The sequence below is a fragment of the Streptomyces sp. 8L genome (assembly GCF_020176795.1).
GTDB lineage: Bacteria > Actinomycetota > Actinomycetes > Streptomycetales > Streptomycetaceae > Streptomyces.
Map to the genome: position 1 here is coordinate 1 of NZ_JAIUKE010000174.1, position 13,757 is coordinate 13,757.

Here is a 13,757-nt window from a genome sequence, read left to right on the forward strand (position 1 = left end):
CCCGCCCCCCCCGCGCCGCCGCGGGGGCCGGGGGGCGGGGCCGCGGCCCCCCCGGGGGCCCCCCCCCCCCACATTTTCCCGCCCCCCCGAAACCCCCGGGGGCCCCGGTCCCCCCTTCAGAAGGGGACCGGCACCCTGAAGACCACATCGACGAGGACTGGTCTGAACTTCCCATGCTCCTGCGCTACGAGTCGGAAGGCCGGGTCCGGGACGCACACATGATGCTCTGGGGCGCTGCCACGCTCCTGCCGGCGGAGGATGTCCTGAAAGTCGTCTCTGCCTGCCATTCGGCGGGGCTGGACGACGAAGCCAGCACGGTTCTTAAAGGCGTCGGCAGCCGTGACGTACACGCAGCTGTGGCGATCGCTGCGGCTTTCTCCGAGAAGAAGCTGTACGTCGATGCCGGCGTGATTCTCGAGGCACTCGCGCAAGGCGAGCGTGGCAGCAGCTGAAGCCTCAGGCCACCTCCGCATCAGCTTCTGATTCGAAGCGCATCACAATCCCGTCAAACAACCCCGCCGGGGTCTCCGACTCTTGCGCGGCCCCAGTGAAGCAAGTCGATGCAACTGTGGAAGGCAAGCTGCATGAGCGCGCGGCGGGCGCACCCACACCCACCGAGAGAGCGGACACCCTTCCCACGCATGTCGCGCCAGAGCTCTGAGCCCTCGGCCGGTTCGCAGCTATGGGCCCCCGAACCTCGACGCTTGAGCCTCGGGGGTGCTGGTGGGTGGCTTGGCGGGGCGTCTGCCTGGGGTTTCGCGCGGGAGCGGGGGGTCGAAGCTCAAGCTTCGGGGGTCGAGCCCTGTTTGTAAGGATTGGTTGGTTTGTTGGTTCCCACCCACCCTCCCTACCTGTTGTGATGACTTTTCGTGATCGTGTTGCGACGCGGGGTTATCTGCGTTTAATGTGCCGTCAGACAGACACAACGGCCCCCAGCAGGTGCGGCAAACACTTGCAGGGGGCCTGACCATCGAGATCAGAAACGTGATCCCCATGGCTGACAGCCAGTTTACTGACGTGCCCCGCGCAGAGCGTGCAGCCGCGCATCCGATGGCCGTGCCCGGCTACGGGAAGCGTTCGGCGTCCGGTCAGGCGTCCCGCACACCCGCCGACTTCATGCACCTCCCGGCCCGCGAGGCCGCCGTCGCGTCGTACATCGACCGGCTGCCCGAGGGCGCGGACATCTCCGTGAAGACGCTGGCCAAGGTGCTCCCCTACGGCCAGTGCGCGCTGCGCACGGCGCTGAACTTCCTCCAGCGGGCCGGGCATTTGCGGCGCGGGCGGGAGGGCGTGCACACCGGCTGCGACGGCATCCGGTGGGTGACGCGGACATGGTTCACTCGGACCGCGCGGGACGACGGCTGGTGGGCCGCCTACGCCGTGGGCGCCGCCGCGTCGGAGGAGAGATCCGAGGCCGCTTCCGTCCCCCTTGTGGAGGACGTTTCGGCTGGTCCCGCCATCGTGGCCCCAGCACTCGCCCGTACGGTGCCCTCGCCCCGCGCGCCCGTCGCCGAGCGCTCCCCCGCGTACGGAGTGCTGGCCGCCCTCGGGCGGCGGAACGCGTGCCTCACCCTGTCCGCCGACGACTGCGAGGCCCTGGAGCCGCTGGCGGCGGAGTGGTTCGCGCGGGGGTGGGGCGTGGAGGACGTGGCGCGTGCGCTGACGGACGGCCTGCCCTTCCCTGTGCACCACGCGGCCGGACTGGTGCGTAAGCGCCTCGTCGCCAAGCTGCCGCCCGAACTCCCGCCCGAGGCCGGCCTCGTGACGGTCCGGCGAGTCATCGAATGCGGCACCTGCGGGAAACCTGCCCCGCCGGAGTGCCTGCTGGACGGGGACTGCGGAGTGTGCCGGGGCGAGCAGGCACCGACCGTGCCCGTGGCCGCGCTGCCTCCCGAACGGGTGCGCGCCCTGGCCGCTCGCGTACGGGACGGAGTCCGCAACGCCGAGCAGTCCGTCGAGCCCGTACCGGTGCGGGAATTGGCCTGACAGGGCCGCGTGTCGCCCTGCGTCCGGGTTACGGGGTGCATGGCGTTGGAAGATGCCGGGTGACGTGGTGACGTGATGGCGTGGTGACGTGACAGGAACCGAGGTGGCAGGCAGTGCGATCCACACTCCGGCGGCTGACCGTCGTACGGCACGGTCAGAGCACCGCCAATGCGCTCTGGGCGCGCGCTCTTGAGACCGGGGACGCGGAACTCGTCGGGGAGGGGACCGACGCGGAGGTCCGGCTGTCGCCGCTCGGGGTGGAGCAGGCGCGGGCGCTCGGGCGGTGGTTCGCGGCGGTGTCGGAGGGCGAGCGGCCCGGGCTCGTCGTGTGCTCCAGCTACGCCCGGGCGGTCGAGACGTGGGACGTGATGGCCGGCTCGGCGCGTGCGGCCGGGATCGTCCCGCCGCCCCGCCTGGTCGACGAGCGGCTGCGGGACCGGGAGATGGGCGTACTGGAGCTGCTGCCGCCGCCCGCGGTGCGGGCCAGGGCGCCGGAGGAGGCGGCGCGGCGTGAGCGGCTGGGTGAGTGGTTCTACCGGCCGCCCGGCGGGGAGTCCCTCGCCGATGTGGCCCTGCGCGTACGGGACTTCCTCACGGAGTTGCGTGCCGGGGACACGGCCGGGCATGTGCTGCTCGTCGCCCATGACGCCGTGGTGATCGCGGTTCGGCACGTCCTCGCGGGCATCGGTGATCCGGTGCCGGACGACGTGCCCGTGCCGAACGCGTCCGTCTCGTCGTGGGAACGGGATACCGGCTCGTCGTGGGAACGGGATACCGGTGACGGGGGGACGCGGCTGCGGCTCGTCGAGTTCGGGAGTGTGCGTCATCTGGGCGGGATCTGAGATCCGGGGAGCCCGGGCAGGAAGCACTAGGTCACGCCGCGCGGGGCTCAGCCTTCCCGGGACGAACGGGATGTGCGGAGTGGTGCATTTCTCGCCGGTCGCCGCGCCGTGGCGCTACCCGCACTGGTTAGGCTCGGTCATGTTCAGAGTGTGAAGGACCGGTTGCCGACCGGTGGTGGCGCGTCCGCGACGTGCCGGCGTCGCCGGCGGCGCATCAGCGAGGACGGCAGAAGTGGCGAAGTTGGCAGCGTTGGCGAGGATTCCGGGATCGGCACCCGCGGCGACCGCGGCCGCCGGCGGGCTGGTCGGCGGGTTCGCCGTCGCGCGGTGGACGAAGAAGCGGCAGCTGGGCGGGGCGGCGCTGCTGGCCGCGGGCACGGTGGCCGCGTGGCAGTGGCGGCAGGCCTCAGGCACGAAGGCCGCGGTCGGCCTCGGCACGGCGTACCTGGCCGCCTTCGCGGGCTCCCACCCGCTGGCGAAGAAGATAGGCGCCTGGCCCGCGGTCTTCTCCGTGGCGGGTGGCGTCGCCGCCGCCTCGTACGCCGTGACGCGTCGCTGAACCCGAAGGCACGGCGCCGGCCGGTACATCCGTCGCCGTGTGTGCCCCGGGGGACCGCGCGCATACCCCCGGGGCGGGCGCGCCGGGGCCCGCGGCTACGCGCCCAGCGCCTGCGACACCGTGTAGATCAGCAGGCCCGCCAGCGCGCCGACGACCGTGCCGTTGATCCGGATGAACTGAAGGTCGCGCCCGATGTGCGCCTCGATCTTCTTCGACGTGTCGTCGGCGTTCCAGCTCTTGACCGTGTCGGTGATCAGCGACGTGATCTCGCCGCGGTACGTGGAGACGACGTACGCGGCCGCGTCCTCGATCCAGCCCTCCAGCTTGCCCTGGAGCCGCTCGTCCGTCGCGAGCCTGCGGCCGAGGCCGAGCAGGGAGGCGCGGGCCCGCAGCCGCAGTTCGCTCCGCTCGTCCTCCGCCGCCGAGATGATCATGGATCGGACGGACGACCAGGCCGAGGCGATGATGTCCTGGACCTCGGGCCTGGCGATCAGCTCCGACTTCAGCCGCTCGATCCTGCCCCTGGTCTCCGTGTCCGACTGGAGGTCGGTGGCGAAGTCCTTCAGGAAGCGGTCGATCGCGCCCCGCGCCGGGTGCGACGGCATGTCCCGCATCTCCGTGACGAAGCGCAGCAGCTCCTTGTAGACGCGGTCCCCGATGCGCCGGTCCACGAATCGGGGCGTCCAGCCGGGCGCGCCGCCCTGCACCGCGTCCATCACCGAGGCCTCGTGCGCGATCAGCCATTCCCTGCCCCGTACGCAGACGAGGTCGACGGCCCGGTGGTGCGCGCCGTCCGCGACGACCCGGTCGAGGGTCTTGCCGATCAGCGGTGCGACCTCGGCGGCGTCGGCCCGCCGTGTGATGGCCTCGCCGACGACGGCCTGCACGTCGGAGTCGCGCAGCACGGTGATCGCGCCGCGCAGCGCGGTGGCCAGTTCGGCCGTGACCCGGTCGGCGTGCGCCGGTTCTGCCAGCCAGGCGCCGATGCGCCGCCCGATGCCGAGGGCGCGGAGCCGGGCCCGTACGACGTCGGCGGAGAGGAAGTTCTCGCCCACGAACTGGGCGAGCGACGCGCCGAGCTGGTCCTTCTTGTTCGGGATGATCGCGGTGTGCGGGATGGGCAGGCCGAGGGGATGGCGGAACAGGGCGGTCACCGCGAACCAGTCGGCCAGCGCACCGACCATTCCGGCCTCGGCCGCCGCTGCCACATAGCCGGTCCAGGCCCCCGCGCCCTCGTGCTTCCCCCAGGTGGTGAGCGCGTAGATCCCGGCGACGAGCACGAGCAGCGCCGTGGCCGTGGTCTTCATGCGGCGTACGCCGCGGCGCTTCTCCTCGTCGGCCGCCGTGTACGAGAACGACGGCAGGCCGCCGCCGCGCCCCGGCCCGCCGCCGGGCCCGGGCCTGCCATGACGTGTGTCACGTTCGTCATCTACGTCACGCGTGTCACCCGCGTCACCCGCATCACGTACGTCCCGCGTACCGCCGTCCCGCGCGCTCTCCGAGCCGACCCCCGCGCTCCCGCGGCCCGCGCTCCCGCTGCCCGAGGCCCCGGTCTCCGCGGCCCCGGCCTCCGGCGTCATCCCAGGTCCCGGCGGTCTGCCGTGCGAGGGCTCTCCCGCGGAGCCGTCCTGGGCCCCCCGTCCCGCTTCACCGCGTTCCATTCACTCCACCCGTCCACGCCTGTACACGCCGTACACACCCGTACGCACTCGCACACGCCGTACGCACCCGTACACGACACGTAATCGACCGACTGCTCGGGAACCTCCTGTACGCATTGTCCCTCTTGAGGGGTGACTCCCCGAGCGTGCGCCAAGTTCCCCCGCCGTGACGGATGATGTTTTTCGTACATAGAGGTGAGGTGAGCCCGGGCATGACGAACCAGCGTGGCCTGGCCCTTTTCGGAGCGTTGCTCGCGGTCGTGGGGCTGGTGTGTGCCGGGATCTTCGTCGGTCTCGGCCCGGGCGAGGACCTCGCGGGCCAGGTCGCGGGCGGCCTGTTCGGGCGCGGGGGCGACGACGACACGTCGATCGCCGTCGACGGCAGCAACGGCAGTGCCACCGGTTCCGGCGCCGGGCGGGGTGCGGACGGCCAGGGGCTGCCGCACCGGGCGTCTCCCGCCGCGTCCGGCGGCTGGGCCGGTACGTGGGCCGCGGGCGCCGTCGGCTCGGAGCCGGACGCTCCGCACGGGCTGCCCGGCCGGTCCATACGCAACGTCGTGCACACGAGCATCGGCGGTACGGCCGCCCGCGTCACGTTCTCGAACCTCTACGGCACCGCGCCGCTGTACATCGCTCACGCGTCGGTCGGGGTCGCCGGGGGCGGCGGGCCCAGCGCCGTGGCGGGCACGATGCGGCGGCTGACCTTCGGCGACGCCCGGTCGGTGTCCGTGGTCGTACCGGCCGGCCGGCAGACCGTGAGCGACCCGGTGGCACTGGGCGTCCCGGCCGGCTCCGACCTGCTGCTGACGCTGTACACGCCGAACCCCGGTGGCGCCGTCACCTACCACTCGCACGCGCAGCAGACGTCGTACCTCGCGCGCGGCGACCGTACGGAGGACGCGTCGGGCGCGGGCTACGACACGCGGACGCCGTACTGGCGGTACGTCACAGCGGTGGACGTGGAGAACCGGCAGGCGGCCGGGACGGTCGTCGCCTTCGGCGACTCGATCACCGACGGTATCGGGTCGAGCATGGACGGCAACAGGCGCTGGCCGAACGTCCTCGCCGACCGGGTACGGGACAGCGCCTACGGCCGCTACGGCGTGGTGGACGAGGGCATCGGCGGCAACCAGGTACTGCGTGACGCGTCCTCGACGCGCAACGGCCGCAGCGGCATCGCCCGCTTCGGCGAGGACGCGCTGGCCCGCCCGGGCGTCCGCGCCGTCTTCGTCGATCTCGGCGTCAACGACATCCTGCACGGCCACGAGCGCAGCGGCGCGCCGATCGTGGCCGGCCTGAAGGACCTCGTGCGGCAGGCGCACGCGCACGGCGTGCGGGTCGTCGGCTCCACGCTCACCCCGTTCGGAGCGCACGCCGGGTACAACGCGACGAAGGAGCGCGTACGCGACGAGGTCAACGCGGCGATCCGCTCGGGCGCCGTCTTCGACGCGGTCGTGGACTTCGACCGGGTGCTGCGCGACCCGTACGCGCCGGACCGGCTGAGCCCCGCGTACGACTCCGGCGACGGCCTGCACCCGAGCGACGCCGGATACCGGGCCATGGGGACCGCCATAGACCTGCGGACACTCCTGGGCTCCCACACCCCGGCCGCGACCTGACGGACGGCATCGTCGCAAGGCGCCGGCGGGCCGCCCCGCGCGCTCAGAGTTCCTTGCGGAACCCGTCGCCACGCCTGTCGCCGCGACCGTCGCCGCCGCGGCGCCGGTCGCGGTGGTCGTCCCGCCGGTCCCGCTGCCGCTCGCGGAGCTCCTCGTGCCGGGCCCTGCGCTCCTCCCGGCGGTCCTCCTGGCGTGCCCTGCGCTCCTCGTGGCGGGCCATCCTGTCCTCGTAGGCCTCGAAGACGGCCTCGTAGCGGTCGTCACGACCCGGTCTGGACCCGGTTTCGCCGCCCGCGGCCAGGCGCTTGCGCTCCTCCTTGAGGCGGCGGCGCTCCTCCTTGCGGAGTTTGCGTTCCACGCCGACGCCGCCCATCAGCGCGAACCCCGTCACGATGACCTTGGGCGAGTCCGGGTCAGGACTGATACCGGCCGCCTCGCGCTTGGCGGGGGACTCGCCGAACCCGCCCATGAAGCCGAAGCCGCGGACCTCGATGTCGAGCTCCGGCGGAGCTGTGACCTGCACTCCGCCCATGAAGGCGAAGCAGCGGATCACGGTCACCGGCTCCTCGAACCGCGCCTCGCGCAGGTCGATCTCACCGCCGCCCATGAACGCCGTCGCGTGGAACTTGCGGCCCACCGTCCAGTTGCCCTTGCGCCCGAAGCCGCCGAGGATGCCGAACGCGCTCCGGGACGTGCCGGGCCCGCTGCCCACGCGCCCGGCCCAGACTCCGGCGTCGGGCGCCGTACCGAGGGCCGACGCGGCCGGCCCGGCGCCCTCGGCCGTACCGGGCTCCGGCAAGTCGCTGACCAGCGGCACGAGTTCACCGCGCGTACGGGCCTGGTACGCGAGGCCGAGCCGCTCGTCGAACTCCTCCATGTCGAGCCTGCCCTCGGCCACCGCCTCACGCAGCCGCTCCGCGATCTGCTCCCGCTCGGCGTCCGACGCCCTGGTCCCGGACGCCTGGCCGCCGGGCACGCGACTCCCGGGCGCTCGGCTCTCGGGCACGTGGCTGTCCGTGCGGCGCTCGGGCGGTTCACTCGTCATATCGGCCAGCCTAGCCAACGCGCACCGCGCGGGCACGCGGTTGTACGTACCTCAGACGCCCGCGCGGTCCCCGTACATCTTCGCGATCACCGACTCGATGTCGGGCTCCCGCACCGACAGGTCGACCAGCGGGTACGCCGCGGCCACCCGCGCCACGAGCGGCGCGGCGGACTGCGACGCGGGGAAGGCGAGATACTGGCGCGCCCCCTCCACGCGGGTGACACGCACCGCGGGCTCGTCCGCCAGCTCGACCGGCGGCATCTCCCGCTCCAGGTCGACCACGAGGGTGCGTTCACTGCCGCCGGCCTCGTGCAGCCCCGCGGGCGTTCCGTCGTACAGCATCCTGCCGTGGTCGATCACCATGACCCGGCGGCACAACTGCTCGATGTCCTGGAGGTCGTGGGTCGTCAGCAGTACCGTCGTGCCCTGGTCGCGGTTCAAGTCCCGCAGGAACTCCCGCACCTTGGTCTTGGAGATGACATCGAGCCCGATCGTCGGCTCGTCCAGGTAGAGCACGTCGGGATCGTGCAGCAGCGCCGCCGCGATGTCGCCGCGCATCCGCTGCCCCAGGGAGAGCTGCCGTACGGGGACCTTCAACAGGGCGCCGAGGTCGAGCAGTTCGACGCAGCGGTCCAGGTTGGTGCGGAACCTGGCGTCCGGCACCCGGTACATGCGGTGGGCCAGCCGGTACGAGTCGATCAGCGGCAGGTCCCACCAGAGCGTCGTGCGCTGGCCGAACACCACGCCGATACGGGACGCGAGGCGGGTGCGTTCACGCGACGGGTCGATGCCCGCGACCCGTACCCGGCCCCCGCTGGGCGTCAGGATTCCCGTCAGCATCTTGATCGTGGTCGACTTGCCCGCGCCGTTGGGGCCGATGTACCCGACCATCTCACCGCGGGCGACCTGGAAGCTGATCCCGTCGACCGCCCGGACCTCGTGTCTCTCGCGGCGCAGCGGGCCGACCCTGCGCCGTACGGTGAAAACCTTCTCCAGACCGTCCAGTTCGATGAAGGCCCCGGGCCCGCCGTCCATGGACACACTCCCGTCTCGTCGAACAACCGACGCGACCGCCGCGCCGCCGCCACCGGCCGCCTTCGCGCCCGCCACCGCCCTCAACTGCCCGTACTGCGGTACGACCTGAGCGCCAGCCGCCACACCGCCGCCGCCAGTGCGCAGCACACCGCCGCCACGGCGGGCGACAGGAACGCGACCCACCCCGGCAGCCCCAGCGGCAGCGGGCGCCCCAGCACGTACAGCGCGGGAATCCAGCTGACGAACGCCAGCGGCACCACGAACACCACCCCGCGCACCAGGTCCTTCGCGAACAGCCCCGGCGGGTACTGGAGCAGCGTCGTGCCGCCGTACGTGAACGCGTTCTGGACCTGCGCCGAGTCCTGCGCCCAGAACTGGAACGCCGCCCCCACCACGAACACCGCGCCGAAGATCAGCGCGCCGCTCACGACCATCAGCGGCATCAGCGCCACCCGTGCCGCGTCCCAGTCGACGGACGTGGCGCACAGCGCGTACCCCAGGACCGCGAGGGCCTGGACGATCCGGCCGAGCCGCCGCAGGACGAAGCGGTCCGCCGCGACCTGGGCGAGTACGGGCACGGGCCGCAGCAGGAGGACGTCGAACGTGCCGTCGCGCACCCGTGTGCCGATCCGTTCCGTCGAACCCATCGCGAGGTCGGTGAGGCCGAAGGCGGTCGACGACGTGCCGTACAGGAAGGCGACTTCGGGCAGCGAGAACCCGCCGAGCGCGTGCACCTGCGAGAACATCAGCAGGATCGTCACGAAGTCGAAGACCGTCGCCGCGAGGTTGCCGAACGCGGTGGTCGCGAAGGAGAGCCGGTAGGCGAGCTGCGACCTGATGGCCATGGCGGCGATCAGCCAGTACGCCCGGGCGCCCTCGCGCACCAGCCGCCAGGGGCCGGCCGCCGCCGGGAGACGGTCCTCCCTGCCCTCCCTGCCCTCTCTGTTCTCGCGGTCCTCGGGGTTCTCCTGGTTCTCCCGAGTCTCCCGGTTCTCGCGGTGCTCCCGGGTCTCTCGGTGCTCCCGGTCCTCACCGCTCTCGCGGCCCTCCACGTGCCCGTGGGCATCGAGGGCCGCCGCCGTTCCGCCGTCCTCAGCCACCCTGGACCACCACCTTCCGCGTCGCCGCCGACTGGAGGACCCGGCCGAGCAGGAGCAGTACGGCCGCCCAGCCCGCCTGGAAGGCGTACACGCCCGCGGCGCCCCAGCCGCTGTACGTCCCGAGCAGCACGTCCACCGGGAGCTGAAGGAGCGACGACCACGGCAGGGCGCGCGCGACCTGGCCGAGCAGGCCGGGGAAGACGTTCAGCGGCAGCAGCATCCCGGACCAGAACGTGGCCGCGAGCACCGCGATCTGCGTGACGCCCGTACCGTCGAGCAGCCAGAACGCGGCGAGCGCCGTGAGGTAGCGGATCGCGAAGCTGACCACGAACCCCAGCAGGACGGCCACCAGGAACGCCGCCCACACCAGCGGGCTGTGCGGCAGCGCGAGATGGGAGAAGAGGGAGCCGACCAGCATCGGAAGGACGCCGCGCGCCAGCAGTTGGAAGCAGGCACGGCCCATGTCCTGGGCCAGCCACCACAGTTGCAGGTCGGCCGGGCGGTACAGGTCGACGGCGATGTCGCCGGTGCGGATGCGCTCGGTGAGTTCGCTCTCGAAGCCGCCGCCCATGATCCCGCTCGCCGCGAGCAGGCCCTGGCTCACCCAGACGAAGGTGAGGGCCTGGGGCAGCCCGTAGCCGCCGAGGTGCGGCCTGAGGTGCCACAGGGCGACATACGTGTACGCGATGATGAAGCCGAAGACGGTGTTCGTGAACACGCCGGCGACGGCGGCCACGCGGTACGTCGCGTACCGGCGCAGCGCTCCCGCCCACACCACGGCGTACAGCCGCACGACAGCCCCTTCCGGTCCGTTCCCGACCCTGTCCGTCCGTTCACACCCGCTCCCGCCCGCTCCCGTCCGGGGCAGCACCGGAGCGCCCCACCGGCGCGGGCGCGAGGGGCGTGAGGACCGCGAAGGACAGGACGAACCGCGAAGGACACGAAGCGCACGACCCTAGCCCAACGGGGTGGGCGGCGGCGATCGGATTTCCGGCGCGGGCCGACGCTCGGATCTCTCCCGATCCGACGGTGTTTCATGGAGATGTGCGGCGTTTGACGGAGTATGCGCGATCCCCCCTGTGGCCGGTCCCGCCGCCGGCCGGTCCCACCCGTTCCACCCGTAACAGCCGATCCCATTCGCAACAGCCGATCCCATCTGCACCGATCACCCGATACGACACCGTTATGCCGAAGCACACACCTTCGGACGCGGCCGAGGAGTCTTCCCCTACATGAGTGATGAGCCATCGCAGCAGGGCCAGGACCCGGAGGACCCCTCCGGGGGCCCCGCGGAGCCGTCCGCGCACGGCGGCTCTCCACCCGGCGAACCCGCCTACGCGGCTCCCGCGGGCGCCCCCGCGCCCGCGGTCGCCGCGCGGGCCGGCAAGGGGAAGCGCCCGCGCCGCCGGCGCACCGGCTGGCGGCGGCTGCTGCCGACGTGGCGGATGGTGCTGTTCGGCGTGCTCGCGATCGTGGTGATCGTGGTCGGCGGTTTCATCGCGGGCTACTACCTGGTGGACATCCCGCGCGCCAACGCCGCGGCCGTCGCGCAGTCGAACGTCTACCTCTACAAGGACGGCACCCCGATCGCCCGCGACGGCGACATCAACCGGGAGAACGTCTCGCTCGCGCAGGTCCCGAGGACCGTGCAGCGTGCCGTGCTCGCCGCCGAGGACCGCGAGTTCTACGGCGAACCGGCCGTCGACCCGCTCGGCATGGCGCGCGCCGCGTGGAACACCGTCACGGGCAAGGGCACCCAGGGCGGCTCGACCATCACCCAGCAGTACGTGAAGAACTACTACCTCGGCCAGGAGCAGACCCTGCTCCGCAAGGCCAAGGAGTTCTTCATCTCGGTCAAGCTCAACCGCGAGCGGTCCAAGGCGGAGATCCTCCAGGGCTATTTGAACACCAGTTACTTCGGGCGCAACGCGTACGGCATCCAGGCCGCCTCGCAGGCGTACTACGGCAAGGACGTCGAGCAGATCGACACCGCGCAGGGCGCCTATCTGGCCTCGCTGCTCAACGCGCCCAGCCAGTTCGACGTGATCGCGCACCCGGAGAACAAGGGCGCGGCCACCGCCCGCTGGAACTACGTGCTCGACGGCATGGTCAAGAAGCACTGGCTCACCGAGGCGGCCCGCACGAAGCTCACCTTCCCCACCCCCAGCCGCTCGGGCCCCTCCAACGCGGGCCTGTCCGGGCAGCGCGGCTACATCGTCCAGGCCGTCAAGGACTACCTGACCAGCCACAAGATCATCGATGACGGCACCCTGGCGAGCGGCGGCTACCGGATCACCACCACCCTCCAGCGGCCCCGGCAGAACGCGCTGGTGAAAGCGGTCGACGACAACGTCAACTCCAAACTGAAGCCCGACGACCGCCCCGCCGACAAGAACGTCCGGATCGGCGGCGCGTCCATCGACCCCTCGACGGGCGACGTCGTCGCCATGTACGGCGGCATCGACTACACGAAGCAGTACGTCGACAACGCGACCAGACGCGACTACCAGGTCGGCTCCACCTTCAAGCCGTTCGTCCTCGCGTCCGCGATCCAGAACGGCTCCGAGACGCAGGACGGCGACCCCATCACGCCGAACACGCACTACAACGGGGACAACCACCGCATGGTGCAGGGCCCGAACGGCCCCACCGGCTACGCCCCCGCCAACGAGGACGACCGCGACTACGGCGACATCACCGTCCGCACCGCCACCAACAAGTCCGTCAACGCGGTGTACGCGCAACTGGCCGAGGACGTCGGCCCGTCCACCGTCGAGCACACGGCGATCGACCTCGGCATCCCGGCCACCACACCGGACCTCACGGCCACCCCGTCCATCGCGCTCGGCCCCGCCACCGCCAGCGTCCTGGACATGACGCAGGCGTACGCGACGCTCGCCCACCACGGGGTGCGTGAGCCGTACACGCTCGTCGCGCGGATCACCAAGGACGGCGCCGCGGTCGCCCTCCCGGCGCGGAGGTCCGCACAGGCCGTCAGCCGGCAGGCCGCGGACACCACCACGTCCGTACTGCGCACCGTCGTCGACAGCAGCGAGGGCACCGGCACGGCCGCCCGGGCCGCGGGCCGCCCGGCCGCGGGCAAGACGGGCACGGCGGAGGACGACAGGGCGGCCTGGTTCGCCGGCTACACCCCCGACCTCACCACGGTCGTCGCGATGATGGGCGCGGACCCGGCCACCGCACGGCACAAGGCGCTGTACGGGGCGCTCGGCCAGGCCCGCGTCAACGGCGGCGGGCCGCCCGCGCAGATCTGGGGCCAGTACACGGCGGCGGCCCTCAAGGGCTCCCCCGTACAGAGTTTCGACCTGCACCTCCAGCACGGCGCCGAGCAGCGGCACGAGCCGTCCGGCCGTCCCTCCGACGAGCCGAGCGGTCCCGGCAGTTCCGCGCCGGGCGACACCGGGGGCGACACCGGCGGACGGGACACGGGCGGCACCTCCACCGGCGGGACGGACGACGGCGGCGCCACGGACGGCGGCACCGACGGCGGCCCGACCGGCGGTGACACCGACGGCGGTACGCCGAATCCGGCGGGCGGCCAGACCGCCACGACCGGAGGCGACACGACCGGCGGCACCGATGGCGGTACGGACACCGGCGGAACGGGCACCGGCGCGGGCGGCACGGACACCGGGGGCACGGGGGACGGCGGCACCACGGGCGGCACCACCGACGGCGGCACAGCGGGCACCGGAGGCACCGCGGGGCCGGGCCCGGGCGGGACCGGCGGGACGGCAGGCCCGGGCCCCGGCGGCGCTCCGCCGGGCGGCACCACCCCGGTAGCGCCACCCGGGTGACGCCCCTTCGGGTGACGCCTCTTCGGGCGTCGGCCGGCCCGAGGCCGCGTCGCGAACGGCGGCACGGCGGGGCGGCATGACGGGGGCGGAAG

General features: G+C 72.6%; 11 protein-coding genes. 6 read left to right on the plus strand and 5 right to left on the minus strand.

Annotation, left to right across the window (positions count from 1 at the left end; translation table 11 throughout):
- Nucleotides 1–173: 173 nt before the first annotated feature.
- From LCE31_RS16260 to LCE31_RS16275, 4 genes are all read left to right on the plus strand, one after another.
- Nucleotides 174–452 carry a hypothetical protein gene (locus tag LCE31_RS16260; protein WP_225014982.1) on the plus strand — a complete coding sequence of 93 codons (279 nt, stop codon included), beginning with the start codon at nt 174–176 and terminating at the stop codon, nt 450–452.
- A 541-nt stretch (nt 453–993) separates the two neighbouring features.
- On the plus strand, nt 994–1,986 hold the full coding sequence (locus LCE31_RS16265) for a hypothetical protein (protein WP_225014983.1): 993 nt from the start codon (nt 994–996) through the stop codon (nt 1,984–1,986).
- A gap of 113 nt (nt 1,987–2,099) precedes the next feature.
- Nucleotides 2,100–2,828, plus strand: coding sequence for a histidine phosphatase family protein (locus LCE31_RS16270; RefSeq protein ID WP_225014984.1), 729 nt, complete (start codon nt 2,100–2,102; stop codon nt 2,826–2,828).
- Between the two features lie 241 nt (nt 2,829–3,069).
- Nucleotides 3,070–3,387: a hypothetical protein gene (locus LCE31_RS16275; protein ID WP_225014989.1), complete on the plus strand. Its 318-nt coding sequence runs from the start codon at nt 3,070–3,072 to the stop codon at nt 3,385–3,387.
- Nucleotides 3,388–3,482: 95 nt separating this feature from the next.
- Here LCE31_RS16275 and LCE31_RS16280 read toward each other — a convergent pair whose 3' ends face one another.
- The gene (locus LCE31_RS16280) at nt 3,483–5,048 is read right to left on the minus strand and encodes a DUF445 domain-containing protein (protein ID WP_225014985.1); all 1,566 of its coding nucleotides are present in this window, start codon (nt 5,046–5,048) and stop codon (nt 3,483–3,485) included.
- 212 nt (nt 5,049–5,260) lie between these two features.
- Between LCE31_RS16280 and LCE31_RS16285 the strand changes: the two genes are divergently transcribed.
- On the plus strand, nt 5,261–6,667 hold the full coding sequence (locus LCE31_RS16285; RefSeq protein WP_225014986.1) for an SGNH/GDSL hydrolase family protein: 1,407 nt from the start codon (nt 5,261–5,263) through the stop codon (nt 6,665–6,667).
- A gap of 43 nt (nt 6,668–6,710) precedes the next feature.
- Here the strand turns inward: LCE31_RS16285 and LCE31_RS16290 are convergent, their stop codons facing one another.
- From LCE31_RS16290 to LCE31_RS16305, 4 genes are all read right to left on the minus strand, one after another.
- A complete protein-coding gene (locus LCE31_RS16290) occupies nt 6,711–7,712 on the minus strand; it encodes a DUF1707 SHOCT-like domain-containing protein (protein WP_263631915.1) in 1,002 nt (333 codons plus the stop codon).
- 51 nt (nt 7,713–7,763) lie between these two features.
- A complete protein-coding gene (locus tag LCE31_RS16295) occupies nt 7,764–8,747 on the minus strand; it encodes an ABC transporter ATP-binding protein (RefSeq protein ID WP_225014991.1) in 984 nt (327 codons plus the stop codon).
- 80 nt (nt 8,748–8,827) lie between these two features.
- Entirely contained in the window at nt 8,828–9,847 is a 1,020-nt protein-coding gene (locus LCE31_RS16300; protein ID WP_374118481.1) for an ABC transporter permease, read from the minus strand.
- Nucleotides 9,840–10,640: an ABC transporter permease gene (locus LCE31_RS16305; protein WP_225014987.1), complete on the minus strand. Its 801-nt coding sequence runs from the start codon at nt 10,638–10,640 to the stop codon at nt 9,840–9,842. The genes LCE31_RS16300 and LCE31_RS16305 overlap by 8 nt, the downstream gene beginning before the upstream one ends.
- A gap of 439 nt (nt 10,641–11,079) precedes the next feature.
- On the opposite strand from LCE31_RS16305, the gene LCE31_RS16310 reads away from it, so the two are divergent.
- Nucleotides 11,080–13,665, plus strand: coding sequence for a transglycosylase domain-containing protein (locus LCE31_RS16310; protein WP_225014988.1), 2,586 nt, complete (start codon nt 11,080–11,082; stop codon nt 13,663–13,665).
- Nucleotides 13,666–13,757: the final 92 nt, after the last annotated feature.

Excerpts from the sequence above, each read along its gene's own strand:
- LCE31_RS16260 (WP_225014982.1), top strand. The coding sequence starts at position 174 with ATGCTCCTGCGCTACGAGTCGGAAGGCCGGGTCCGGGACGCACACATG.
- LCE31_RS16265 (WP_225014983.1), top strand. The coding sequence starts at position 994 with ATGGCTGACAGCCAGTTTACTGACGTGCCCCGCGCAGAGCGTGCAGCC.
- LCE31_RS16280 (WP_225014985.1), bottom strand. The coding sequence starts at position 5,048 with ATGGAACGCGGTGAAGCGGGACGGGGGGCCCAGGACGGCTCCGCGGGA.
- LCE31_RS16285 (WP_225014986.1), top strand. The coding sequence starts at position 5,261 with ATGACGAACCAGCGTGGCCTGGCCCTTTTCGGAGCGTTGCTCGCGGTC.
- LCE31_RS16290 (WP_263631915.1), bottom strand. The coding sequence starts at position 7,712 with ATGACGAGTGAACCGCCCGAGCGCCGCACGGACAGCCACGTGCCCGAG.
- LCE31_RS16295 (WP_225014991.1), bottom strand. The coding sequence starts at position 8,747 with ATGGACGGCGGGCCCGGGGCCTTCATCGAACTGGACGGTCTGGAGAAG.
- LCE31_RS16310 (WP_225014988.1), top strand. The coding sequence starts at position 11,080 with ATGAGTGATGAGCCATCGCAGCAGGGCCAGGACCCGGAGGACCCCTCC.